The organism is Thermosynechococcus sp. TG215, assembly GCF_031583455.1.
In the GTDB taxonomy this organism is placed as follows: Bacteria; Cyanobacteriota; Cyanobacteriia; order Thermosynechococcales; family Thermosynechococcaceae; genus Thermosynechococcus.
In genome coordinates this window covers 846,628-872,326 of record NZ_CP134178.1, presented here as the reverse complement: position 1 = coordinate 872,326, position 25,699 = coordinate 846,628, and the positions used below count along the sequence as shown (strand labels likewise).

23 protein-coding genes, 1 pseudogene and 1 riboswitch are annotated in these 25,699 nt (G+C 50.1%); of the genes and pseudogenes, 16 read left to right on the top strand and 8 right to left on the bottom strand.

Features of this window, described 5'->3' with window-relative positions; all coding sequences use genetic code 11:
- Positions 1-162 precede the first annotated feature (162 nt).
- From RHJ02_RS04055 to fni, 9 genes are all read left to right on the top strand, one after another.
- Entirely contained in the window at positions 163-762 is a 600-nt protein-coding gene (locus RHJ02_RS04055) for a CAP domain-containing protein (RefSeq protein WP_206201181.1), read from the top strand.
- Positions 763-825: 63 nt separating this feature from the next.
- Complete coding sequence (locus RHJ02_RS04050) at positions 826-1,071, top strand: chlororespiratory reduction protein 7 (protein WP_206201180.1); 246 nt, start codon at positions 826-828, stop codon at positions 1,069-1,071.
- A gap of 179 nt (positions 1,072-1,250) precedes the next feature.
- Entirely contained in the window at positions 1,251-1,721 is a 471-nt protein-coding gene (locus RHJ02_RS04045) for an SRPBCC family protein (RefSeq protein ID WP_225901696.1), read from the top strand.
- A gap of 19 nt (positions 1,722-1,740) precedes the next feature.
- Entirely contained in the window at positions 1,741-2,628 is an 888-nt protein-coding gene (gene argB, locus RHJ02_RS04040; protein WP_310453304.1) for an acetylglutamate kinase, read from the top strand.
- 116 nt (positions 2,629-2,744) lie between these two features.
- Positions 2,745-3,035 (top strand): hypothetical protein, encoded by a 291-nt coding sequence (locus tag RHJ02_RS04035; RefSeq protein WP_206201177.1) that lies wholly within the window; start codon positions 2,745-2,747, stop codon positions 3,033-3,035.
- A gap of 117 nt (positions 3,036-3,152) precedes the next feature.
- The gene (ctpC, locus tag RHJ02_RS04030) at positions 3,153-4,454 is read left to right on the top strand and encodes a carboxyl-terminal processing protease CtpC (RefSeq protein ID WP_206201176.1); all 1,302 of its coding nucleotides are present in this window, start codon (positions 3,153-3,155) and stop codon (positions 4,452-4,454) included.
- A gap of 23 nt (positions 4,455-4,477) precedes the next feature.
- Positions 4,478-5,368: a cation diffusion facilitator family transporter gene (locus RHJ02_RS04025; protein ID WP_206201175.1), complete on the top strand. Its 891-nt coding sequence runs from the start codon at positions 4,478-4,480 to the stop codon at positions 5,366-5,368.
- 56 nt (positions 5,369-5,424) lie between these two features.
- Positions 5,425-6,561: a geranylgeranyl reductase family protein gene (locus RHJ02_RS04020; RefSeq protein WP_206201606.1), complete on the top strand. Its 1,137-nt coding sequence runs from the start codon at positions 5,425-5,427 to the stop codon at positions 6,559-6,561.
- A 69-nt stretch (positions 6,562-6,630) separates the two neighbouring features.
- On the top strand, positions 6,631-7,659 hold the full coding sequence (fni, locus tag RHJ02_RS04015; protein WP_310800485.1) for a type 2 isopentenyl-diphosphate Delta-isomerase: 1,029 nt from the start codon (positions 6,631-6,633) through the stop codon (positions 7,657-7,659).
- Here fni and RHJ02_RS04010 read toward each other — a convergent pair.
- A complete protein-coding gene (locus RHJ02_RS04010; RefSeq protein WP_206201173.1) occupies positions 7,656-8,366 on the bottom strand; it encodes a DUF2232 domain-containing protein in 711 nt (236 codons plus the stop codon). The two genes, fni and RHJ02_RS04010, sit on opposite strands and share 4 nt — an antisense overlap.
- Before the next feature lie 140 nt (positions 8,367-8,506).
- On the opposite strand from RHJ02_RS04010, the gene egtC reads away from it, so the two are divergent.
- From egtC to RHJ02_RS03980, 6 genes are all read left to right on the top strand, one after another.
- Complete coding sequence (gene egtC, locus RHJ02_RS04005; RefSeq protein ID WP_310744856.1) at positions 8,507-9,289, top strand: ergothioneine biosynthesis protein EgtC; 783 nt, start codon at positions 8,507-8,509, stop codon at positions 9,287-9,289.
- A complete protein-coding gene (locus tag RHJ02_RS04000) occupies positions 9,264-10,397 on the top strand; it encodes an SUMF1/EgtB/PvdO family nonheme iron enzyme (RefSeq protein WP_206201171.1) in 1,134 nt (377 codons plus the stop codon). The genes egtC and RHJ02_RS04000 overlap by 26 nt, the downstream gene beginning before the upstream one ends.
- A 251-nt stretch (positions 10,398-10,648) precedes the next feature.
- Positions 10,649-12,175, top strand: a complete 1,527-nt coding sequence (locus tag RHJ02_RS03995; protein ID WP_206201170.1) for a peptide ligase PGM1-related protein — start codon at positions 10,649-10,651, stop codon at positions 12,173-12,175.
- A gap of 35 nt (positions 12,176-12,210) precedes the next feature.
- A riboswitch (cobalamin riboswitch) is annotated at positions 12,211-12,352 on the top strand.
- Positions 12,353-12,384: 32 nt separating this feature from the next.
- Positions 12,385-13,416, top strand: a complete 1,032-nt coding sequence (locus RHJ02_RS03990) for a sirohydrochlorin chelatase (RefSeq protein ID WP_310800484.1) — start codon at positions 12,385-12,387, stop codon at positions 13,414-13,416.
- Between the two features lie 74 nt (positions 13,417-13,490).
- Positions 13,491-15,125, top strand: a complete 1,635-nt coding sequence (locus RHJ02_RS03985; protein ID WP_310454388.1) for a 2-isopropylmalate synthase — start codon at positions 13,491-13,493, stop codon at positions 15,123-15,125.
- Complete coding sequence (locus RHJ02_RS03980) at positions 15,106-15,549, top strand: hypothetical protein (protein WP_302676738.1); 444 nt, start codon at positions 15,106-15,108, stop codon at positions 15,547-15,549. Before RHJ02_RS03985 ends, RHJ02_RS03980 begins: the two co-directional genes overlap by 20 nt.
- Positions 15,550-15,553: 4 nt before the next feature.
- Here the strand turns inward: RHJ02_RS03980 and RHJ02_RS03975 are convergent, their stop codons facing one another.
- The 7 genes from RHJ02_RS03975 to RHJ02_RS03945 form a co-directional block, all read right to left on the bottom strand.
- Positions 15,554-17,902 carry an AAA family ATPase gene (locus RHJ02_RS03975; RefSeq protein ID WP_310800483.1) on the bottom strand — a complete coding sequence of 783 codons (2,349 nt, stop codon included), beginning with the start codon at positions 17,900-17,902 and terminating at the stop codon, positions 15,554-15,556.
- A 17-nt stretch (positions 17,903-17,919) separates the two neighbouring features.
- The gene (locus RHJ02_RS03970) at positions 17,920-18,936 is read right to left on the bottom strand and encodes an NAD-dependent epimerase (RefSeq protein WP_310800482.1); all 1,017 of its coding nucleotides are present in this window, start codon (positions 18,934-18,936) and stop codon (positions 17,920-17,922) included.
- 27 nt (positions 18,937-18,963) lie between these two features.
- Entirely contained in the window at positions 18,964-20,241 is a 1,278-nt protein-coding gene (tviB, locus tag RHJ02_RS03965; RefSeq protein ID WP_190278335.1) for a Vi polysaccharide biosynthesis UDP-N-acetylglucosamine C-6 dehydrogenase TviB, read from the bottom strand.
- Positions 20,242-20,310: 69 nt separating this feature from the next.
- A complete protein-coding gene (locus RHJ02_RS03960; RefSeq protein ID WP_302678915.1) occupies positions 20,311-21,465 on the bottom strand; it encodes a glycosyltransferase family 4 protein in 1,155 nt (384 codons plus the stop codon).
- Position 21,466: 1 nt separating this feature from the next.
- Positions 21,467-22,471, bottom strand: a complete 1,005-nt coding sequence (locus tag RHJ02_RS03955; protein WP_310743422.1) for an EpsG family protein — start codon at positions 22,469-22,471, stop codon at positions 21,467-21,469.
- Between the two features lie 71 nt (positions 22,472-22,542).
- Positions 22,543-24,501: an asparagine synthase (glutamine-hydrolyzing) gene (asnB, locus tag RHJ02_RS03950; RefSeq protein WP_310800481.1), complete on the bottom strand. Its 1,959-nt coding sequence runs from the start codon at positions 24,499-24,501 to the stop codon at positions 22,543-22,545.
- A gap of 5 nt (positions 24,502-24,506) precedes the next feature.
- The gene (locus RHJ02_RS03945; RefSeq protein ID WP_310800480.1) at positions 24,507-24,911 is read right to left on the bottom strand and encodes a glycosyltransferase family 4 protein; all 405 of its coding nucleotides are present in this window, start codon (positions 24,909-24,911) and stop codon (positions 24,507-24,509) included.
- 118 nt (positions 24,912-25,029) lie between these two features.
- Between RHJ02_RS03945 and RHJ02_RS03940 the strand changes: the two are divergent.
- Positions 25,030-25,685: pseudogene (locus tag RHJ02_RS03940) on the top strand (IS630 transposase-related protein).
- Positions 25,686-25,699 lie beyond the last annotated feature (14 nt).

Genomic DNA, 25,699 nt, shown 5'->3' with positions numbered 1-25,699 from the left:
TGGAGGTCATGATTGAGGGACTGCAAACTTAGCAGGCTTCAAGCCATTGTTTACAGTACTGTGGAAAACCAGTTGAGGGCAATGGCAGAAAATGTAGGGGATTCCGCACTTGCTCGCGTACACTGACAATAGACTGACAATAGATTAACAAGCTTCGCAGCCATGGCTGGCCGCCACCTCAATCAACAACGCCTACAGGTCTTCTTGTACGTCACCTTAATGCTCGGCATTGCCCTTGCAGCGGCCAAGGAGTATTTTTACTTGAACAATGGCCAAGGGGGGCAAGATTGGCAAATTGGTGCTCCACAGGTGGATGTCATTGCTGCTCAGCCAAAACGCTCCCTTGCGGAAATACGAGCCTTTGCCCTGCAATTGGTGAATCGCGATCGCCAGCTCAATGGACTGCCGCCCCTTGTTGCCGATGAATTACTCACAGAGGCAGCACAACGCCATGCCGAAGATATGCTCAAACGCCAATACTTTAGCCATACCAATCCCGATGGGCAATCCCCAATGGATCGCTTTATCGCCTTGGGGGGACGCGGTGGCGTCGGTGAAAATATCATGGAGCAGAAGGGCACCCCCGGATTGGTGCTCAACTATAAGCTGATTGAGCGGTTCCAAAAAGGCTGGATGTATAGTGAGGGGCACCGCCAAAATATCCTGCGGCCTGAATTTACCCGCTTTGGCTTTGGCATTGCTTTGAACTCAGCTCACGGAGAAGTCTATGCTGTACAGATGTTTGCACTGCCAGCCCAGTAAAGGCAGAGCGTTGCTGCGCGGATCATTTCCAATGTAATCAATGTCAACTTAACCGCATTCGCTATGTTCACTGAAGAGATGTATGTTGTCCTTGAATCTACTGTCAGCGATGAGACCTTTCTCACACCGATGGAGCTACAGGCCAAGCTGGTGGAGTATTTAACAGGAACCGATGTTTCCCTAACGCCGGATCTACTTGCTTTGCCCGATGTGGAAAGTCGTGCCCACCACCTCATGACAACGGGTTGTGAACTGCAATTACCCAATGGTGGCTACCTTCAGTGGTATGCCGTGCGTTTAGAAAAATAATCGTTACACAGAGTTACGAAACTCCTGCTCGGAAAATTCCGTTCTAATATAGATAAGGCTCTTGGATCAATCAAGGGTTCAGACGATTATTTATTCTTTCGTGGTGTCCAAATCGTCAGGAATAGCAGGGTAACGAGACTGTGGCCGATCGCCGTCGTCAACAAAAGAAAAAACCGCAAATGACCTACAGTTGGCCGTTGGCGGGCACCTACCAAGCCCTTAGCTCGGCATCGGTGGATTTGATCTGGCGCAAAGTGGTGAATTTGGCCGATGTGTCGTGGCATCCCTTGATTTTGCGCACCAATGTGCCCTACGGACTCGTACCCAAGCCGGGGTTTATTTTCCAAGCCATGACCCGTTGGATTCCGTGGCCGATTCAGATTTTTGTCGAACGGGTATCACCGGGAAAACTGTTGAGTATTCGCATTTTGGTCTTGCCGGGGGTAGAGGAACGGGTAACCTATCGTTTAGAATCAACGGTCTGGGGGAGTCAGATTTCCTGCTCAGTGATGTTGCGGGGGTGGCTGGCGCCGCTGATTTGGTCACTGATTCGCGATTCTGCGGCAGGGTTGGCTGCCCGCTTAGCAGTTGCGGCTGAGGAAGATCCCCCCTCTGCTCAGCCCCCCATTGATCCCTGCTTAGGTTTTTAGACGGACAAAAGAAAACTCTATGCTCAGCGATAGCGATCGCGTTCGTGTTCTCAGTGAAGCCCTGCCCTATCTCCAAGCCTTTGCCGGACGCACCTTTGTCGTTAAATACGGCGGTGCCGCCATGAAGGAGGAGCACCTCAAAGACTCGGTGATTCGCGATATTGTCTTTCTTTCCTATGTGGGGATTCGGCCGGTGGTGGTTCATGGGGGTGGCCCTGAAATCAATGCGTGGTTAACTAAGCTCAACATCGAACCCCAATTCAAAAATGGGCTGCGCGTCACCGATGCCGCAACGATGGATGTGGTGGAGATGGTCTTGGTGGGTCGGGTCAACAAGGAAATTGTCACCCTGATTAATCAGGCGGGCGGTAAAGCGGTGGGGCTGTGCGGCAAAGATGGCAACCTGATTCGTGCCCGTGCCCAAGGAGAAGAGAGCATCGGCTTTGTGGGTGAAGTCCAAGGCGTGGATACCCGCGTGATTACGGCACTAGTGGAGAAGGGGTATATTCCCGTCATCTCCAGTGTGGCTGCCGATGATACTGGGCAAGCCTACAACATCAATGCTGATACTGTTGCTGGCGAGATTGCGGCGGCTTTGGGGGCTGAGAAGCTGATTTTACTGACGGATACCGCAGGCATTTTACGGGATTATCGTGATCCGAGTACTCTCATTTATCGCCTTGATATTGCCGAAGCGCGGCAACTCATTAAAGAGGGGGTTGTCTCTGGCGGGATGATTCCTAAAGTCACCTGTTGCGTGCGATCGCTCGCTCAAGGGGTGAAAGCAGCGCACATTATTGATGGCCGGGTGCCCCACGCCCTGTTGCTAGAAATTTTTACCGATTCGGGGATTGGCTCAATGCTCGTGGGTTCCAATGCAGCCTACGATCGCGCCTTCACTGATTGAAACTTTTTGCATGAAGAAGGGCGTCCTAGGGTATGACGAGGATGTCTTAGCGTCAGGGTCTATTACCTATGAAATTCTTCTCTTTAATCTTAATTAGTAGCAGCTTAGCCACTAGCTTGAAACTGCCAGCACGCGCCATTCCCCAACCCTACCCCCCAGTGGCGGTGAATAGTTTTATGAATACCTGCATCGAGCGTGGCCGGCGATCAGCGCCCATTGTGCCCCGTTCAGTGATGAATAACATTTGTCAGTGCTCCATCAACTACATTCAAGAGCGATTGAGCTACACTGATTTTCAAACCCTTGATCCCAATGGCAGTCAACCGCAATCTCCTAGCCAACAGCGGGCACAGCGGGTTCTCGATGAAAGTGTGAACTACTGCATTCGCCAACAACTGGGGGTCTAGGCACTTTTTGACCCTGCTGCGCGTCGGAAAACTTAGCTGGCGATCGCCAACGGCCAAGGCAAGTCTTTGTGCTAGATTGGGCGTAGGCTAAAGGATCGAAAATTTAGGACGAATCATATGGGAATCACACACCGCACGCTCGTTGTCAGTACGACAGTGGTCATGACGGCATTGGTTGCTGTCACGGGTGCGGGTCTGCACTGGTCCCGTAGCCTAGCGGGTTTCCGCCAAAGTCCTAAGGAACTGGTGGATGAAGTATGGCAGGTCATTGACCGTGAATACGTTGATGCCACCTTCAATGGCAATGACTGGCGTGCCGTGCGGCGGGAGTTTCTCTCTCGGAACTACACCAAACCCGAGGATGCTTACAAAGCGGCACGGGAAATGCTCGAGAAGCTCAATGATCCCTACACCCGCTTTATGGATCCGGAGCAGTTTCGCTCCATGCAAATTGAAACCTCTGGTGAACTCACAGGGGTAGGTATCACCATTACCCAGGACGAAAAGACCAAAGAAATCACCGTGGTTTCCCCCATTGAAGGGAGTCCCGCCGCTGAGATGGGTTTAATGGCCAAGGATGTGATCCTGAAAATTGATGGCAAATCCACTAAGGGCATGGATCTCAACCAAGCTGTCAGCATGATCCGTGGCCCGGTGAATACAAAAGTGCGCCTGACGATCCAGCGGGGCGATCAAATCTTGAACTATGAGATCACCCGTGCCCGCATTGAAATTCATCCCGTTCGCCACAGCCTACGCCAAACTCCCCAAGGGCCTGTCGGCTATATTCGCCTTGTCACCTTTAGCTCCAATGCAGCAGCAGAAATGCGCGCTGCCATTCGGGAGTTAGAAAAGCAAGGCGTTGAAGGCTATGTTTTGGATTTACGCTCCAATCCGGGTGGCCTACTCTTTGCTAGCGCTGAAATTGCCCGCATGTTTCTACCGCAGGGCGATATTGTCTCTACGGTCAATCGCCAAGGGGAAGCAGAACGCTTACGTGCCGGTCGCGGCTTCTTGACCAATAAGCCCCTTGTGGTGCTCATTGATGGCGGCTCGGCCAGTGCCAGCGAAATCCTCGCAGGTGCTCTACAGGATAATGGCCGTGCCGTGTTGGTGGGAACACGCACCTTTGGGAAAGGCTTGGTGCAGTCCGTCCAGCCGGTGGGCGACGGGGCAGGGATTGCAGTGACGATCGCCAAATACTTTACCCCCAGTGGTCGTGATATTAACAAGAAAGGCATTGAACCCGATATTGAAGTCACACTCACGGAGCAGCAGCGGGAACAACTGACGCGCGATGACATTGCCACCGATCGTGATCCTCAATTTACACGGGCGCTAGCCGTTCTCAATGAACGCATCCTAGCAGAGCGACGCAATACCCAATCAGCGCGTCCTCCCCAGACAGCCAATCCTTAAGTTCACTCAGTTAGGTGAGCACCGTGGCCGACCACCGCCGACAAGCCCAGCGGGTATTGTTCTTGGCGCTAGGGGTCAATGTTGCCCTGACGGCCATTAAAGCCATTGTTGGTGTTCTCAGTCGCTCATTGAGTTTACAGGCCGATGCCCTGCATAGCTTGACCGATGCCGGGAGTAGCATACTGGGCTTAGTGGCCATGCAGTGGGCTAACCCCCATCCCGATCGCGACCATCCCTACGGTCACCAAAAGTTTGAAGCCCTCGGTGCATTGGGGATTGCCGCCTTTCTGGGCATGGTGTGCTTTGAGATTTTACAAAGTGCGGTTGAGCGCCTGCTGCATAAAAGCAGTGCCGTGACGATCACAGGGGCAGAACTGTGGATTGTGATCCTTGTCCTTGGCATGAATATCGGCCTTACTCTCTATGAACACCACATGGGGCGCAAGCTGAATAATTCCGTGCTCATTGCTGATGCCAAGCATACCCTGAGCGATGTCTGGACAACGATTATTGTTCTTTTGGGGTTGATTGGGGTGTGGACGTTCAATTGGGATTGGCTGGATGTGGTGTTGGCATTTCCCGTCGCGGCCCTTGTGTTTTGGAGTGCGTGGGAAGTTCTCAAAAGCAACATTCCTTGGCTGGTGGATGAGATGGCGATCGCCCCCGAAGCTATCCATGAGCTAGTGATGACCGTGCCCGGTGTGGTTAATTGCCATGACATTAGCTCGCGGGGAATGGTGGGACGGCAAGTGTTTATTGAGATGCACTTAATTGTCGAGGCGGAAGATATTCCCACGGCCCATGACATTACTGAGCAAATTGAAGCCCTGCTGCAAGACCGCTATGGGCCGGCTCGCATTGTCATCCACGTCGAACCCCCCGACTACGAATCCAGTCAGATCAGCTTCTCTTAAGTGATTTTTGCTATTTTTTGAGCATCTGCGCAAAGCAACTGAGGAGTGACCCTGTGGTGTACGACTGCATTGTTGTTGGTTCAGGCCCTGCGGGCGGTGCGGCTGCCTATCACTTGGCTAGGCAAGGCTGGCGGGTGTTGGTTCTGGAAAAGGAAGCTCTGCCCCGCTACAAGCCCTGTGGGGGAGGTGTGTCGCCCCAAGTGCAAGCTTGGTTTGACTTTGACTTTACTCCTGCTATCTCGCTGAAGCTGACGCAAATGGTCTGTACGTGGCAGGGTGGGGAAGCGCAAGTGCTGGAACTGCCCCCAGAGCAAGCGGTGTGGATGGTGCGCCGCGATGTGTTTGATCATTTTCTGATTCAACAGGCGCAGCAACAGGGGGCGCAGGTAGCGGCTCAAACTCCCGTTACAGGTCTAACGTGGGGGGGCGATCGCTGGCAGGTGCATACGTCCAAGGGGGATTTCACAGCGCAGTATTTGATTGGCTGTGATGGTGCCAAAGGTTCAATGGCCAAGTGGTTGGGCTTCCAACATCGTCAGCAGCGTATAGGAGCAGCCATTGAGGTTGAAGCAGCCATGCCCAATCATTCCCTGAGGGCAGCCCACTTTGACTTTGGTCGCGTTCACAATGGCTACATTTGGAACTTTCCTAAACGGGAGGGCTACTCGATTGGTGTGGGCACGTTTTCCCTAAAACGCAAGCAAAATCTGAGGGCGATCGGGGCAGCATATGCTGAAACCTTTGGCGTTGATTTCAGTCAAGTCAAGGTCTATGGCCACCCCCTCTACTGTTGGCAGCGGCACCAGCGCCTGCACACCCAAAATGCCCTCCTTGCCGGGGAAGCGGCCTGTATCGTTGATCCGTTTACTGCCGAAGGCATTCGTCCCTCGCTGTTGACCGGCATGTTGGCCGCCCAAGCCATCGATCGCGCCCTCAATGGTGATCCAGAGGCTCTCGCAGACTATTCCCGTCAAGTCCAACAGGCGTGGGGAGCAGATATGGTCTGGGCAAAACGTCTAGCAACTCTTTTTTATCGGATGCCCCACATGGCCTATGAAGTGGCCATCAAACGTCCTAGCGCCCTGCAACGGATGGGGCAAATTCTCTGCGGTCAGTTGCGTTACCGCGATGCAGCAGCCAATGGCCTGAAATTGTTGGCAGCGGGGTTGAGAGTGCCGACGGTTTTCCGTTAATGCCGATAGGGATGCTCCCTGAGCTGCCTTCTATAATGTTGGTGCAGCCTAACTTTAGGAACACGAGTGGTGAGCAGTCCCATTGAGCAGCGCAAGGCCGAGCACCTCGAGCTTTGTATTCAAGGTGATGTCAGTCATCAAGAAATCACCACCGGTTTCGAGAAGTATCGCTTTCGCCATTGTGCCCTGCCCGAACTGGACTTTGCCGAGATTGATCTGAGCGTCGAGTTTTTGGGCTGGCGACTCGCTGCCCCCCTGCTGATTTCCTCCATGACCGGTGGCACCCCCCAAGCGGGAGACATCAATCGCCGTTTAGCCCGGGTGGCGCAACAAAAGGGAATTGCTATGGGTGTCGGTTCCCAGCGAGTGCTGCTGGAGCATCCAGAGGTGGCGACCACGTTTGCCATTCGTCAAGAGGCACCCACTATCCCCCTCTTAGCCAATCTTGGCGCGGTGCAGTTGAACTATGGCTGTGGCGTCAATGAATGCCAAAAGATTATTGATCTCCTAGAGGCGAATGCCTTGATTTTGCACCTCAATCCCCTACAAGAGGCCGTCCAAACGGGGGGCGATCGCAACTTCAAGGGACTGTTGACGAAAATTGGTGTTCTCTGCCGTGCCCTGCCGGTGCCGGTGATTGTGAAGGAAGTGGGCAATGGTATCAGTGCCGACGTGGCCAAGCAACTCGTGGAGGTGGGAGTAGCCGCTATTGACGTGGCGGGGGCAGGGGGAACCTCTTGGGCTAAGGTGGAAGCAGCGCGTGCTCAGGATGGGCGTCAGCAGTACCTCGGAGAGGCCTTTGCCGAATGGGGCATGCCTACGGCGCAGTGTCTGGAGCAAATTCATCCTGCCCTACCAGATACGCCCCTAATTGCCTCCGGCGGACTTCAAAATGGCATTGATGTGGCCAAGGCCCTTGCCCTCGGTGCTGGTCTTGCCGGTTTAGCGCGCCCCTTTTTGCAGGCCGCCCATCAATCAGAGGAGACACTTGCGCAACGCATTGATTTTATCCTTGAGGAATTGAAAACCGTGCTGTTTTGTACCGGCAGTGCCACTCCCCAAGCCCTCTATCAGCGTCGCTGTCTCGAAAGGATCTAGCGGGGGTCTTCAAGGATCGTGCGCAGCCACGGGGGCGGATCCGGAATCGGATTGCCCAATCGCTCCAACAGTGTCCATGCCAAAATATGCACCACTAAGGCATACACCGTGGACTGGAAAAAGACAAGTAGCAGTGCCACGACTTGGATCAGGGTCACCGTTGGCTCCAGCAGCAGGTTGAGGTTGACCAGCACCCAATCAATGAAATTCGTGACCTGCTGATTGAAGTAAATCCAGAGGTTTTCCCCGAGCAGAATGGACACAAGACTAATCTGAAAGAAAAATCCTGCGGTGCCAATCACAGCGCCACTGAGAATTGAGCGTCCCCAGCTCTCTTTTTTTGCCCAACAGCCGCCAAAAATCACCCCCATCATGCCGTGGGGCAAGAGAAATTGCAGACTGCGGGGTGGCCCCATCAACACAGAAAGGAGCAAGGCACTGACAATCGCCGCCATCCAAGCCGCTCGGCGGTTCCAGCGTAAATACACCAAGGCAATGGGAATTGGAAAAAATAGGCGCAAGACTGGACCAATGGGCAAATAAAAGTTAATCACCCACAGCAGGGCAGCGGTACTGGCAAGGAAGGCTGTTTCTGTGATCACCAAGGTGCGCTGAATTTGCGATCGCCCCAAGGCTTGGGACTGCTCAGGGGGCACAATGGCTTCGACGTCGGGAAAATCATCCTCTAGGGAATCCGTTGGGTTCATTGATTGCAGATAACCTTTTTTCTCTACACTCTAGCAAGCTTTACTGCCAGCTCTCAAACTGGATATAGCGCCCTGAAAAATCCTTTGCTGAAAGTTAGAATCGGGGGTAAGGTATTCCTATCAAGCTTACATGTTAATTTATGTGCCGTCTTTATGCCTATATGGGGCGCAAAACGTCCCTTGCCCATGCCTTGGTGGATGCTCCCCATTCCCTGTTGGTGCAAAGTTATCAACCCCGCGAAATGACGGCGGGACGCTTAAATGCCGATGGCTTTGGGGTGGGCTGGTATGCTGCCCGCCAAGATGTGCCCCCCTTTCTTTATCGGCAAACGCTGCCCATGTGGCATGATATTAACTTTACTGAGCATTTAAGCCGCTACATTCAATCTGCCTGTTTTTTGGCCAATGTCCGCAGTGCCACACCGGGTCAACCCGTGCAGATGACGAATACGCAGCCCTTTCGCTGGGGACGCTGGCTGGGGGTGCACAATGGCTTTATCGAGAACTTTCGCCAAACCCTCTACCGCCCTATGCGCGATCGCCTGTCGGATATTTGTTACAACATTGTTGAAGGCTCTACAGACTCTGAGCACCTCTTTGCCCTGTTTTGCAATGAATTGGTGTTGAATCCGCAACTGTCACCGTTGATGGTACTGCGGCAAACACTGCAAATTGTTTTTTCCCTAGCGCAGGCAGCGCGTACCAGTGTCAGTGCCGCCATGATTCTGACTGATGGCGTCTATATTCTCGCCACCCGCTGTGCGCGGGGCACACCACCCCCCACCCTGTACTGGAGTCAGGATGCCGAGAAAATTCAACTCACCTCAGAGCCGGTAGATCAGCAAACGGAGTGGTATCCTTTACCCGAAAATAAACTGCTGTTGATGAGTTTGCAGAGTGAACCAGAGATTTATACCTTCTGAGACCTCAACCCCGTTTAATCCTTGGGATCGCGAAGCCCTTTGGCAAGCCTTTCAGAACCAGCGGCAATTTACACGCCAACTTGTGGCTGAGTTGAGCGAGGCCGTCCTTTGTGCGCAGCCCCATCCCCTCTATAGTCCCGTGGGGTGGCATTTGGGACACATTGGCTACACAGAAGCTTTTTGGCTCTTGCCGGAATCCTCAGGGGTGAGCGATCGCGATCGCTATTGGTATGCCGCCGATGGCCGCCCCAAGGCCGAACGACAGCATCTACCGCCGCGTGGCCAGCTACTTGACTACTTAGCAGAGATTCGCCAAAAGACGGGCGATCGCCTCTACAGTCTTAGCGACGAGCAGTGGCAACGGGAAGTCCGTCTCTGGTGGTGGATTTTGCAGCATGAAGCCCAACACAGTGAAACAATGCAAATGGTGCTGGCGATGCAGGGGATTTTCACCACCTTGCCCCCTCTCCTATCCTCGCCTCAGTCTTGGCAACGGATTGCCGCTGGCAGTTATGTCATTGGCAGTGAAGACCTCTTAGCCCTTGATAACGAGCAGCCAGTCCAGAGTGTCGAACTACTTCCTTTTACGATTGATGCGGCACCGCTGACCTGGCGGGAATTTCTCACCTTTGTGGAAGCGGGTGGTTATCAGCGGCGGGAATGGTGGTCCAGCAGTGGTTGGGAATGGCGCGAAGCAGAGGGGATCACAGCACCCTTTTACCCCGTTCCTGAGGATTTGGACTTACCTATGTGGGGACTCAGTTTCTATGAGGCTGAAGCCTATGGCCATTTCCAAGGCAAACGTCTCCCCAGTGAACGGGAATGGGAGATTGCTGCTCAGCAGGGACTCTTGAATCAGGGCTACGTTTGGGAGTGGACGCAAAGTCCCTTTGCCCCCTATCCGGAGTTCCAGAGCTATCCCTACCGGGGGTATTCTGCGCCCTACTTTGATGGCAAGCATTTTGTTCTAAAAGGCGGTAGTCACTGGACGCGCCCCATTCTCAAGCGACCCTCATTTCGCAATTGGTATAGCCGCACCACCCGTGAGGTGTTTGCCGGCGCCCGCTATGTTCAACTAGAAGCACTCCCGATTGAGTCTGAGGCCTAGATCTGGGTGAAGTGGGTTAATTTTGTGCCCAAGTTCCCCGTGATCCTGTGATCCTTTTCACGGGCACTCTCCTTAGGCTTCGCCAGAATCAGACTATCAACTATCCTCTTGCGAGGCATCTTATGAGAAACATTGAAGCTGAGCAAACGAAGCACCGTTCCTCAGTAAAGAAAGTTTGAACAAGATGCCCCCCAAGCGATGAGTGCGACTCAAACTCCCTAAACTAGGGACAAGGGCATAGGGGCGTTTTGATGTCAATTGCTGAGGAATTCCGCCAACTGCAAACGCGACTCTTGGAGTGCTGGGACGGGACAGAAACGTTTATTCCTGAACTACCCAAGGGTCCCGGCGGCATTGAGCGCGATATTGTGGTGGTGCCTTCCCTGAGCTTTCCCCAACCGGAGCTGGCCAAGATCACCGGCTATACCCACTACGAGGAGCGGCAACTCTATACGCTGATCCAGTTGCGGAATCCGCGTACCCGCATGATCTACGTGACGTCCCAGCCACTGCACCCCAGCATTATTGACTATTATCTGGATTTACTCCCCGGCGTACCCAGTTCCCATGCCCGCGATCGCCTGCTGCTGCTGGCCACCTACGATCGCTCCGATAAACCCTTGACTGCGAAAATTTTAGAGCGGCCTCGCCTTTTGGAGCGTATCCGTCAAGCCCTGCGTCCCAACCAAGCCTACATGGTGTGTTTTAACTCCACCCCTTTGGAGCGGGAACTGGCGGTACGCTTAGGCATTCCCCTCTACTCGACGGATCCCGACCTCCTCTACTGGGGAACCAAGGCGGGCAGTCGGGAACTTTTTGCGGCCGCAGGCATTCCCCATCCGATGGGCAGCGGTTTTTTGCAGGGGGTACCGGAACTGGTGCGGGCGATCGCTCACCTCCAACAGAAATCTCCTGAACTGCAACGGGTGGTGGTGAAACTCAATGAGGCTTTTTCCGGAGAAGGCAATGCTCTTCTTGATCTGCGCCCACTGCGCCCCCTTGGCAGCCCACACACCCCCGATCATCTACAACGGATTGAAAATAGCCTAGAGGAGATGGTCTTTCAGGCGCCTAATGAAACTTGGCTCTCCTATCGGCAGCGATTTATGGATCTGGGTGGCATTGTCGAAGCCTTTGTGGAAGGGACAGTCAAGCGATCGCCCAGTGTCCAAGGCTGTATTACCCCCAAAGGCAGTGTTGAAATCGTCTCCACCCATGAACAGTTACTCAATGCCCCCACAGGTCAAATTTTCATTGGCTGTGAATTTCCCGCCCATGCCGACTATCGCCAACAACTCCAAGAATTGGGGCAAAAGGTAGGGACGTACTTGGCACAGCAGGGGGTGATCGGCTGTTTTGGTGTGGACGTTGTTGCAACCCAAACAACAGCAGGGTGGGAGCTTTACGCCATTGAAATTAACTTGCGCAAGGGTGGTACTACGCACCCCTTCATGACCTTAAAATTCCTCACCGATGGCCACTATGAGCTAGCCTCTGGACTGTTTTACAGCAAGCACCGCCGTCCCAAGTATTACATTGCCTCCGATAACCTCTGCCAACCCCACTATCGCGGCCTCCTGCCCAATGATCTCTTGGATATGATTGCCCGCTATCAACTCCACTTTGACTCCAGCACCGAAACGGGCACTGTCTTTCACCTCATGGGGGCACTCTCGGAATTTGGTAAGCTGGGACTCGTCAGCATTGGTAACACCCCCGAAGAAGCCCAAGCCATCTACGACCAGACCATTGGCGTTCTCGATGCTGCGGCGCTATAGGTCTCTCATGTGCCCACCCCCTGCATAGACAGGGGTCTGAGAATCTCGCTACAATTGGCAACGTTCACTGTGAAGAGCAGCCTGTAGGGAAAATCCAGTGCAAGTCTGGTGCTGTGCCGCAGCTGTGATGGGGAACCCCCCTCAGCCAGAATGCCTACTTGCTGTGGTTCACTCTGTTTGCCTGCGTCGCACGGGCATGGAGTTTCAACGTGGTTGTTACGCTCAACGATTCCATTCTCAATCCCCTCGGTTTTAGCCTCGATTTACCCCCTCTCCCCCAATCTCGACCGCTTTTACTCGTCGGTCATGGGACGCGCGATCCGGAAGGTCGCCAAGCATTTTTGGACTTTGCCCAAGCCTATTATCAACTGGATCCCTGCCGGCCTGTTTTTCCCTGTTTTCTGGAGTTAACGGAACCCTCGATTTTTGAGGTGCTCAGCCAGTGTGCTGCCGCAGGCCATACAGACTTGTCAGTGCTGCCAGTTTTACTCTTTGCTGCTCGCCACAATAAGTTTGACGTTACCAATGAGTTGGATCGGGCACGGCGGGCGTTTCCGCAATTGCGCTATCACTATGGCCGCCACTATGGCATTGCCCCCGAAATTTTAACCCTGTGGCGATCGCGCCTTGAACGCTTGGACTCACCAGAATTTAATCCCCAAGGCATTGGCCGCGAAGAAACCGTTCTCCTAGTGGTGGGACGCGGCTCCAGTGATCCCGATGCCAATGGCGATGTTTTTAAGCTAGCCCGCATGCTCTGGGAAGGCAGTGGCTACAAAACCGTTGAGGTCTGCTTTATTGGCATTACCCATCCCCGCCTACCCGAAGGATTTGGGCGGGCGAATCTTTACCAGCCCCGCCGCGTCATTGTCCTGCCCCACTTCATGTTTACAGGGGCACTAGTCAAGAAAATCTATACCCTTACCGCAGAAGCCCAAGCCGCCTATCCCAGTGTTGAATACGTGAACCTACCGGAAATTGGCCTGCATCCGCAACTATTTTATCTCACGCGGCAGCGGGAAATTGAAACCCATACGGGGCAGGTGGCCATGAACTGTGAAGCCTGCAAATTCCGCTTGGTGGCAGGCCATAGCCATCATCACCACCATCATCAGGATCATGAGCACCCCTCCCACAGCCATGATCACGGGGGTCATCACCCTCACCACCATCACCATGGATCAACCGTGGACTTGGATCACTTGCCCAGTTACCACCAACGCATTTGGCAAGTTCCCTAAGCATCGCTCCCCAGCGAAAATGTTAGAGTAAATGATGACTGCTACTCTTTCTCAAGCTTAGATAGGGCTTGTCTATGCGTATTAAATATCCTCCCCAGACGGTTGACCGGGTGTTAATTTTTGATACCACCCTGCGGGACGGTGAACAGTCGCCGGGTGCCTCGCTGAATGTGGATGAAAAACTGGCGATCGCCCGTCAACTGGCGCGACTGGGGGTGGATATTATTGAAGCAGGCTTTCCCTTTGCCAGTCCCGGTGACTTTGAGGCGGTGCAGCGGATTGCTGAAACCGTGGGCACCGAAACGGGGCCGGTGATCTGTGGCTTGGCTCGTGCCACCCGCCAAGATATTGAAGCAGCAGCAAAAGCCCTCAAACCCGCCTACTATCCGCGGATTCACACCTTTATTGCCACCTCGGATATCCACCTAGAGTACAAACTGAAGAAAACCCGCGCTGAGGTACTGGAAATTGCCCCCGAAATGGTGGCCTATGCCAAGTCCTTTGTGGATGATGTTGAGTTTTCCCCTGAGGATGCCGGGCGTTCGGATCCTGAGTTTCTCTATCAAGTTTTGGAACGGGTGATTGACGCCGGTGCCACAACAATTAACATTCCCGACACGGTGGGTTACACCACCCCCGCCGAGTTTGGCGCCCTGATCAAAGGCATCAAGGAAAACGTGCCGAATATTGATCGTGCCGTCATTTCAGTCCATGGTCACAACGACTTGGGCTTGGCCGTTGCCAACTTCCTCGAAGCAGTCAAAAATGGGGCACGGCAACTGGAGTGTACGGTTAACGGCATTGGGGAGCGCGCCGGCAATGCTGCCCTTGAGGAATTGGTGATGGCTCTCTATGTGCGGCGGCAGTACTTCAATCCCTTCCTAGGCCGTCCCCCCGAATCGGAAGCACCCCTGACCAATATCAACACCCGCGAAATTTACAAAACCTCCCGCTTGGTCTCCAATCTAACGGGCATGCTGATTCAGCCCAATAAGGCGATCGTCGGTGCCAACGCCTTTGCCCACCAATCAGGCATTCACCAAGATGGCGTCCTCAAGCACAAGCAAACCTATGAAATCATGGACGCCCAGCTCATTGGCCTTGCCGATAACCAAATTGTTTTGGGTAAACTCTCTGGTCGCAATGCCTTTGCCACCCGCCTGCGCGAGCTGGGCTTTGAACTCAGTGAAACGGAACTCAATAAGGCGTTTTTGCGCTTTAAGGAACTGGCCGACAAGAAAAAAGAAATCACTGACTGGGATCTAGAAGCTATTGTTAAAGATGAAACCCAAGCCATTGATGTTCAAGGCTACCAGCTGGAATTTGTGCAGGTCTCCTGTGGCGATCGCGCCCGCCCCACCGCCACCGTAACCGTCCGTCTGCCCAGTGGTGAGGAGCTGACAGATGCCGCTATTGGCACAGGCCCTGTGGATGCCGTCTATCGTGCCATTAACCGCGTGGTGCAAATTCCCAATCGCCTCATTGAGTATTCCGTGCAGTCAGTGACCGCGGGAATTGATGCTATCGGTGAGGTGACCATTCGCCTGCAACACGGGGATCGCATTTACTCGGGCCATGCCGCCAATACAGATATTATTGTTGCTTCGGCTCATGCCTATATGAATGCCCTCAATCGTCTCTATCGCGGGCTCCAGCAGCAACGCCTCCACCCCCAGACCGCTGAGGTTCATGGTGGAACCACTCCCTAAGCCCCTTGAGCACCACGGCATCTACCCCTGCCCCATTTGCCGCCATGGCCAAATTGCCCCAATGGTGCTCATGGAAACCCATGCCTGTAACTTTTGCCGCCACATTTTTACCCTTAATCCTGAGCGCCAAACGGCTCGCCTTGAAGATGGGGCGATCGCTTTTCGCTGGCAGTGGACAGGTACAGGCTGGCGATCGCTCCACCGCCCCTCTTCTCAGGTCACCGTTGTTGGCCTTGTGTTAGCTATTTTGCTCATCATTTTACCGCCAACCCTCATCTGGCTAGCCTATGCCCTGTTTCCGCCCCTAGAAGCAGGAGTTTGGCGCTGGCTTCCCCTTCTTTGGACCGGCCTCACCTTAGCTGCCCATGCCCTACTCTTTGGGCCTGTTTTAATGGCTATTTTGTCCCCCGAAAGGGAGATGTGAGACCTTAGACAGCGAGGGGTGCCACCGCTGACTCAGCAGCACTGTTCTGATAACCTCTGAAATCTCGGTGGTTGACAGCTACACCATTGACGACAATCCCAAGCAGCTTTTGCTGTAAGCTCAGATCACAAGCCTGCAGTGCCTGAGCAAAAGCTTCGCGTCGCGTTTTCTTTAACCGCACAACCAAGAGCGCCCGCTCCACCGCTGCCAGAACCCGATGCGCCTCCGCAGCAGCCAAGATCGGCGGCACATCCAGAATCACGCAGTCAAAGGTGTCCTTAGCGCCCTCCAAGAAATCAAACCACCGCGCAGAACTCAGCAGTATCATCGGCTCTTGCTGAACCTGACCCGCCGTCAGTACCCAGAGTCTTTCCGCACGGTTTGCCAAAAGACTGAACCAGTGGGGAAAAGGCATTTCCCCTTGCAACAACTCCCCTAGGCCTGCGACATTGGGAATGCCAAGTCCTTGATGCATGCTGGGCTGACGCAAATTGGCATCCACCAGTAAGACCCGTTTTCCCATCGCCGCTGCTGCAACCGCAAGGTAAATCGCAAGGGTCGTTTGTCCTTCTTTGCCCGCTGTACCCGTTATTGCCAAAGAGCGCGGCAATCCCAACGACTCTAGCTGCGTCAACAGGAAGTAAAAACTTTCCCTAAAAGCAGGTGTGGCACTCGGCAAACGGTGCTGCAATCCCCAGAGCGTCAACGGTGTTTCTAGGCGACTAAAGGCCAATTGATCAAATGTCTTCGTCAGAGGAATCTCGCCAAGAATCGGCAAGGGAGTTTGTTGGCGAATCTGCTCCACTTCTAGGAAGCGATCATCCAACCAATCGATCACTAGAGCCAAGAATAGCCCCGACACTCCCCCCAGCATCAAAGCTATCACCAATGCCACTAATAAACGCTGGGTTACCTGATATTCTTCCTTGTTGTCAATATCTGAGAGGACTCGCCATGTGAAGTCTCGTTGCGCAATCTGCAGTTGGAGGGACTGTCGAGTTTGCAGTAATAACCTCAGAGATTCCTGTGCTGCTGCAAAACGTTGCTCAATCTTGCGGTAAGGATTGGCAAGGCGTATTACTCGCGATATCTCTGCCTCGGTGGCCTGAATTTGGTTGCTTAATTCAGCATCCGCCCTCCGCAGCGCTTCAAGCTCAATTCTAGTCTCTATGTACTTCTCGATTAGAGACCCAGAAACGGCACTTTGATAACCAATCAGCGTTTCGGGTTGACGAACTTGATCCTGATTTCTAATCGTAATCTGTCGCGCTTCCTGTCTGGCCTGCTCTAGCAGTAGTCGTTTTTCTTCCTGTAGCGCTTGCACCGTCGGTGAGTTTTCATTCACCTTGGCCTGCTCCCCAGCTAGCTTGGTTTCCGTTTCTGTTAATTTTAAGAGCAACTCCTGATAGCTTTGAGAAGCAGCTAGATTGGCGGCAGCAAGTGCTTCAGTAGGAGACAACCTTAACTGTGCTTCGAGGGAGTTAAACGTTGCCTGAGCTGACTCCAATTTTACTCTATTTTCATTTCTTGCAGAGATCAAATTATCCAAAAGACTAAGATAAGTTTCAAGATCGCTCCTGCCAGAGGTTGCAGAGGTAAACTGGGAAGCAACTAAGTCAGGTCGTACTACCCGATTCTGAAAGCGAAATTGGTTAAGTTGATCCTCCAGATCATCAATTTGACTCAGGGTCTTCTGAATTTCTTGGTTAACATAGCGCAGATTATCCGCTATTTGGTTCTGCTTTTCTTCTTCACTAAATCTTTTTAATTCTTCAACAAGGATTCCTAGGAGTGATTCTATCTTTTCTTTTTCTCTTGCAGAAAATTGGATTTCTATAATCTTTTGACTTGACTGATCTAGTAGTCTATTACCTGAGGTTAGTTTCGCTGGCTGAATTTTCAAGGATCTAATAAAAGATTGATACGAATATTTTTTTGGATCTAGATCAGGATTTGCTACTAAAAATTTCTCATAAATTGGACGCAAAACAATGTCGCTATTGAGTACCTGAACCAAAGTTGCCACATCACCTTTTGTTTCAGCTGACAAAAGGGGCAGGGATATTGGAGCAAGCTGACGGAGTGACTCTAAAGATGTTCCTGGCCGAGCGCCTGAGGATTGGATAGGTTCAACCTGCACCAACACAGAGTGTCGATAGCTTCTCAAAAAGAGGTAAGAGTATCCCAAAAAGCCAATTGAGACTAGTGCACCTGCCAATATGCCAACTGCTGAGCGCCGCTTCAGCCCGCGAAGTACTTGATCAATGGTCACTTTATCAATTGGCTGCGGCTGCCACAAACTTGCCCGAGCGGCTTCAGAGGGCAAAGACAGATGGTTATTTTCACTTGACATAGGGCAAACTCAACTCGTTAGATACCATAGTACTCACGATACCAGTGGACAAATCGCTGTACGCCTATCTCAACAGGAGTTGTGGGTTCGTAGCCTGTGTCTGCCCTAAGTTCGAGCACATCCGCGTAGGTATCGGGGACATCGCCCGGTTGCAGAGGCAGAAGATTTAACTGCGCTTTCTTCCCAAGATAGGTTTCTAAGAGTTCAATATACCGTAGGAGTTCGACGGGGCGGTGGGCACCAATGTTGTAAACACGCCAAGGTGCGAGACTAGTGGCCGGATCAGGATTTTCGCCACTCCATGAAGGGTTGGGTGTGGCAGGTCGATCCAGCACCCGTAGAATCCCCTCGACAATGTCATCAATGTAAGTAAAGTCGCGGCGATGGTTACCATAGTTAAAGACAGGCAACGGTTCATTATTCAAAATGGCTTTCGTAAACTTAAAGAGTGCCATGTCGGGGCGCCCCCATGGGCCATAGACGGTAAAAAAGCGCAGTCCAGTAGTGGGCAGGTCATAGAGGTGGCTGTAGGTATGTGCCATCAGTTCATTGGCTTTCTTGGTGGCCGCATAGAGACTCAAGGGGTGATCAACATTATCGTGAACCGAAAAAGGCAGTTTTTTATTGGCACCATAGACGCTTGAGGTGCTGGCATAGACGAGATGCTCTACCTGATGGTAGCGACAGGCTTCCAAAATGTGGATAAAACCTACAATATTACTGTCAATATAGGCCAAGGGATTCTCAATCGAGTAGCGTACACCCGCTTGCGCTGCTAAGTGGATGACCCGTTGGGGGGTAAAGTCTCTAAAGAGTTGGTTCACCCCTGTACAATCTACGAGGTCAATTTTTCTGAATACAAATTGCTCACCTGCCGTAAAAGGGCTGAGTCGCTCAAGGCGAGCTTTCTTAAGGTTGACATCGTAGTAGTTGTTCAGATTATCGAGACCAATCACGCGATCGCCCCGCTTAAGTAGTTCCAGTGCTACTGCATTGCCAATAAACCCAGCAACACCCGTCACCAAAATATCCATCTTGATTCCTCAAATGACAAAAAGTAGCTAAAGGCGACCGTCCACATCTTCCTTCGATAATACCCACTTCACATCATAAAGAACTCCCGGTGTTTTCAAGAGAGCACGAATGCCAGTACTACCCATTTCATGAAACTGCTGGTGGGCAACAGCAATAATGATTCCATCCCACTGATGAGATAACTCTTCAATAAGGGAAATTCCATATTCTCTCTTGGCCTGTTGGGGATCTACCCAAGGATCGTAAATATCAACCTCTAGGCCATAACTTTGCAGTTCTTTGATAATGTCAACGACACGTGTGTTGCGTAAATCGGGGCAATTTTCCTTAAAGGTTAGTCCCATAACAAGTACACGAGCATTAGGTAAGTCAATTCCCTTTTTGACGAGTAACTTCAGAAATTGCGCTGCTACATAAAAGCCCATGTTATCGTTGATACGGCGACCAGCCAGAATCAGTTCAGGGTGATAATTGCAAGCTGCTGCTTTGTAAGTTAGATAGTAGGGATCAACACCAATACAGTGGCCACCGACCAATCCCGGACGAAAGGGCAAGAAATTCCATTTTGTGCTTGCAGCAGCTAACACTTCTTCTGTATCAATGCCCAATAGGTGAAAAATAATAGATAGCTCATTCACAAAAGCAATATTAATGTCTCGTTGAATATTTTCAATTACTTTTGCCGCTTCGGCCACTCTAATCGAGCTTGCCTTGTGTGTTCCCGCTGGAATAATTGATGCATATAGGCGATCAACTAAATCAGCAACTTCAGGTGTTGAACCAGAGGTAACTTTTTTAATTGTGGTTAAACGATGATTATGATCCCCCGGATTTATTCGTTCAGGGCTATAACCAACAAAAAAATCTTGATTAAATTTTAGTTTGGATTCCTGCTCAAGGATGGGAACACAAACTTCTTCTGTTACACCCGGATAAACAGTAGATTCGTAGATAACTATAGACTGAGGTGATAAAATCTGACCAACACTCTTGGAAGCTTTTCTTAAAGGTTCAAGATCTGGAACTTTGTAATAATCTATTGGAGTGGGAACAGAAATAATAAAAATATTACATTTTCTTAAATCTTCGAGATAGGTTGTGTACATTAGCAAGGAACACGCTTGCAAATCAGTGTCACTGACTTCTCCTGTTCTGTCATATCCCTGCTTAAGTTCAGCGATACGTTGGCTATTAACATCATAACCAATAGTATAGTACTTCTTGCCAAATTCAACGGCCAAAGGAAGACCAACATAACCTAAGCCAATCACAGCAATCTTAAAAGTATCAGAAAAATTAAGCATCATGCACTCACCTTCGCTAATTTCGGCATCTTTCACTTTTTTGAAAAGAGTTGCAATATCCTAATAAAACTAACATGAACTGAGCAATTTGAGGTATTGAGCATTAATCTTTTTGACATCAAATAAGTCCAAAGCCATTTGATAGCTATGATACCCCATTGAAGGAATCAAACTAGGTTGTTCAATAAATTTCCGCATTGCAGTTATCAAGGCATTCACATCCCGAGGCGGAATAAGGTAACCATTATAGCCGTCAATAACCGTTTCACGGCAGCCTGGCACGTCCGTAGTAATCACTGGTCGACCCATAGCCATTGCTTCTTGCGTACTGCGGGGAACACCCTCACGGTAGGAAGGTAAGACAAACACACTAGTACTGGGTAGATACTCTTTGATATTAACAAAGCCAAACCACTCAACTATACCAAGCTCTGTAAATTCCTTAATTTGTGCTTCAGATAAGCTCCCCGGATTGCTATCTAGTCCACCAATTAACCAAAATCGAACTTGAGGATACAGAGCTTTTAAGTATTTAGATGCCTCTAAAAACTCTAATACTCCTTTTTCAATGAGTAATCTTGCAACTAAAGTAAATGTTAATGGACGAGAAAAAGGCTCGCAATACGACCATTCTTGAAGATTAACGCCTGTCCCTTTAATGATTAAAGTTTTACAAGGATTTAGGCCACATGCTTGAGTAATTTCATGACAGTCATCTTTATTTTGAAAGATAATTTTATCCGCAATAGGTAAGCATATCCTGTATAAAAAAATGAGAATGATCTTCAATTTTTTTGATTTTAATTGATGGTCAGGAGTAAATGCATAACCTAAGCCCGTGAATAATGCAGAGCGGAATTTTATACCAACAAATCTCGAGGCTAGTAATCCCCAAATAATTGGCTTCGAGCTAATAGCCAAGAGACTATCAGCATTAATTTTTTTTATTGTTTTAATAATAGAGAAGAGAGATTTAATTTCTTGACAAGGATTCATGCCATTACGAACAAGGTAAAAATGATGACATATGGCACCTATTTCACTTAGTTTTGAAATTTCTGCTTCTGTATAATCTGGAGCTAAACAATGAACCTCAGCACCTGTATGAATTAACTCTAAAATCAAATCTCTTCTGAAATTAATTAACATCTGAGCATTGTTGCAAAGCAATATCAATGACAACCCATCTAGCTTGGGTATTCCATAGTGATCTTTGATTGCCATCTTAAATAAAAGGATACATGCGATAGGGTAACCACGCGAAAGCATGATCAGCAAATTGCAGCCATACCCATAATACTAAAAAACTGTAACCAAGTACTAGAAGCATCCATCGATAAAATATTTCTCGGCTTTGAATGAGAAAGAGGTAGGGCAGATTTCCTAGAACATAGATCTGAATAGGTATTAGGTACAGCGCAAGGCGATCGGCAGCAGTTGAAGAACCTGTTAGCAAGAGTGCAAAAGAAAAAATAACTAGCCAAGATAAAGCAAGATAAACTTTTGAAGAAGTTCTAAAGAAATTATGCCCTGTATAGTATTCGATTAAAAAAATAGTTGCAGGTAAGAGATTCATGGATAGTCGAATTAAAGCACCTGAAGATGACATTCCTGCTCCGATATAGTGAACTAAAAATTTATCGCTGATGCTAGTAATCGCAATTGCACCAGATAGAGCTATCAATAATAATGCTGACACAAGTAGAATATTAATTATTTTTCCTGTTTTTAGTGAGTCAAATAAAAACATTAATATCGGCACTAATATCAGAAATATTGCTGTCTTATGAAACAGTAATGCCAAAATAAAAAACAGAATTGAATTTATTTTTTTATTGGATTCTAATGCCATTAACGCTAGTAGCTCTAAAGCGATCGCTCCTGCTTGGCGAGTATAACCCATTGCTACAACAGTCGTTAAGTATGGGAAAGCAACTGTTAAACCCAAGTAAGGATTTTTCAGTTTTTGACAAAAAGCAAATAAACAGCTTGTGTAAATCACTGCAACACATAAGTTTACAAAATAAATTTCCTGATTAAGGGCAGCAGCAATCTTATTAATCCAGTGATAGGCAGGGTCACCAAGTAGGGCTTCAAAGCCTACCCATGGCTGATATCTAGAAGCTTCTAATATATCTATATACGTCAACCAGTCTCCACCAACTTCAAATCTCAGACCAATAAAAGCGACATAAATACTAAAAAGAAATACCCAATACCACTTCGGCATTTCTATAACCGATGGTGTTAGCGTGAGTAAGAAAACAAAGAAATAGGGAAACATATGCTAGGGCTAGATATTCAGAAACAGTGCTCTAACCATGACTGAAACATTAATACTTCCCATAGTTGTCCTGCCCAGTTGCGTTTTCCTGTTTGATGCTCCTGCCAGTATTGCCAAACAAGGTCAGGGTGTAGGTAGCCCTCCTGCTGAAGACGGGTTGGGTTCAACAAAGTTGCTCCCCAGTCTCGCAGTTCAGAACGCAACCACTGAGCTAGGGGAATACCAAACCCCATTTTAGGGCGTTCAATCAAAGGCGGCGGGACATAGCGATACAAAAGTTTACGGAGTACCTGCTTGCCCTGCCGCTGTCTGATTTTCATGTCAAGGGGGAGTGTCCAAGCAAACTCAACAATTCGATGATCTAGAAAAGGAATACGGGTCTCAAGACTCACTCCCATGGCGGCGCGATCGACCTTGACAAGGATATCATCGGGAAGATATGTCAAAAGATCAAGTGCCATCATATAGGATTCAAAAGGCAGTTGATGGCTCAGTTGGTCAAGCTTTTCTTGGATTAATAATGGTTCTTGACTATTAAGGACGAACTGGGAAGGTAAATCAATCAGTGATAGAAAAGAAAGATAGACTTCTTTGTCAGAGGTCATTTCACAGAGCTTAGCCAGCTTAGCGATTTTATCCCCTATGGTTGTATATCTTAAATTCTGAGGCAGAAAGATACTAAGTCCCCCAAAAAGCTGATCCCATTGTCTAGGGGATAGTTTTTTCAGCAAAGATGCAAGGGTGCGGCGCACTGGTTTCGGCAAGCGTTCTATTTTTCCCAAAATCGCAGGGGTCAAAAGGTACCGCACGTATCCGCCAAATAGTTCATCCCCCCCATCACCGGACAAGGCAACTGTCACCTCTTGGCGCGCAATCATTGACACAAGATGGGTAGGGATTTGAGAGGAATCAGCAAAGGGTTCGTCGTAAAGGTGGGTAAGTTTGGGAATGACATCCCGCGCCTCTTGACCTGTAAGGTAATATTCAGTGTGATCGGTACCCAAGTGTTGGGCAACTGCTTTAGCATATTGGGCTTCGTTATAGGCGTCTTCATAGAAGCCAATGCTAAATGTTTTAACGGACTGGGAAGAAAGGCTTTGCATCAAAGCCACAACTGTTGAGGAATCGACGCCCCCGGACAAAAATGCGCCTAGGGGAACATCTGCTAAGAGCTGCCCTTTGAGACTTTGACACAAAAGACGCTCTAATTCAGTTGCTGCTTCGTCCTCTGTTCCTTGAAAAGGCTGGGCAAGCCCTTTAGCAATAACGCTTTCCAATAACCAATAGGCTTGGGGTGTGCCTTGAGTATTGGGTCTGAGAGATTCAGCAGACCACTGGAGATAGGTACCTGCTGGTAACTTCCAGATATGTTCATAGATGCTGTAGGGAGCCGGAATCCAACTGTAGCGGAAATACAGCGCTAAGGCATCGCGATTAATCAAGTTAGCAAAGGCTGGGTAAGCCCGAATCGCTTTGAGTTCTGAGGCAAAAACCAAGGCTCCATTGACCCAACCGTAGTAGAGGGGCTTTTCACCAATGCGATCCCTAGCTAGGGTTAATGCACGAGTCTTGCGATCCCAGAGGGCAAGGGCAAACATGCCAACTAGCTTTTCTAGGGCTGTGGTCACGCCCCAATGGCTAAAAGCCGCCAGTAGCGTCTCGGTATCGGAATGTCCGCGCCAAGGGGGGGCTGCACCAAGCGCTGTTAACTCCTGACGCAGTTCAAGGTGGTTGTAAATTTCACCATTAAAGACGAGGACATAACGGCCACACGCAGAAGCCATCGGCTGATGTCCTGCGGGGGAAAGATCAAGAATTGCTAGACGACGGTGGCCTAGGGCGATACCTGCCGCCTCATCTATCCAGACTCCCTCATCATCAGGGCCGCGATGGGAAAGGGTGCCATTCATCTTGCGGATAGTTGCTGCCCAGTCACCTAAAAAGGCAGCGTTGAGAAAACCAACTAGGCCACACATAAGCCTTAGAGGACTCCTTGAGCTTTGGCTACTACAGACTCTAGCAGATGCGCCAATTTGGGTGCTGTCACTTGAAGAGCGTAGTGCTGCTCAACTCGGCGACGGCCTGCAAGACCCATCCTAGTGCGCAAGTCAGCATTTTGAATTAAGGTTTCAAGGGCAGTTGCCCATTCTTCATTTGTAGAAGCTAAAAAGCCATGGACACCATGCTGAACAATATCAAGATTGGCTCCGACAGGAGAAGCAACAACAGGTAACCCGCAAGCCATATACTGAATCAATTTGAGGCCACACTTACCGCGCTCCCAAGGCTCATCGGGAAGGGGCATAATGCCAATATCGCACTGGGCAATGTCTTGAGCTTCTGTTTCTTCTGACCATGGAACAGAGATAACTTCAGTTTTTGGCAAGTGAAGATTATGGGTACCGATCGCGATTAACTGAATTTTATAGCCATTTCGAAAGGAGATGAGATATTTTCAAGAGGGATAGGCTATACTCAAAGCGTCATGAATGTTACTCAAGAATATGAGCTATAGCTTGGACTTACGAGAGCGGGTTGTCTCCTATATCAAGCAAGGTGGCAAAATCAGTGAAGCCACTCAAATCTTTCAGGTGAGCCGCGCCACTATCCATCGCTGGCTGAAGCGAGACGACTTAGCCCCCACAGTTGTCCCCCGTCGTCCTTGGAAGCTGGATTGGGCGGCCTTAGCAGCCGATGTTGCTGCCCATCCCGATGACCGTTTAATCGACCGTGCCCAGCGATCGAGTGGAGTCTGAGTATGGGTGGTCAGCGCGAGGCCAACGAATTGATGGAGAGCGAGCGGGGAAGCGTCAGAAAAGAGAGAGTTTAGTCGCAGGACGGTATAGACACCAGAAAGACTTCATCGCCCCAATGCTGTTTTCAGGATATTTGAATGCGTTATGTGAGTTGGTTGAGTCAGTACTGTTTGCCGGCGTTAAAGAGACCGTCGTTGTTGATGATGGATAATGCACCGATTCATCCGAAAGGGGCGATTCAGGCAGTGGTGAAAGCGGCGGGTCACGAGGTGTTATTTTTACCGAAATACTCTCCTGATTTGAATGTGATTAAGCACGACTTCAGTGCGCTGAAGCGAGCGCGGAGGTATGCAGGGTCAAACAGTTCGATTGATGAGTTGATTCGCAAGTATTGTGCTGGATAATGTCTCATTCTTTA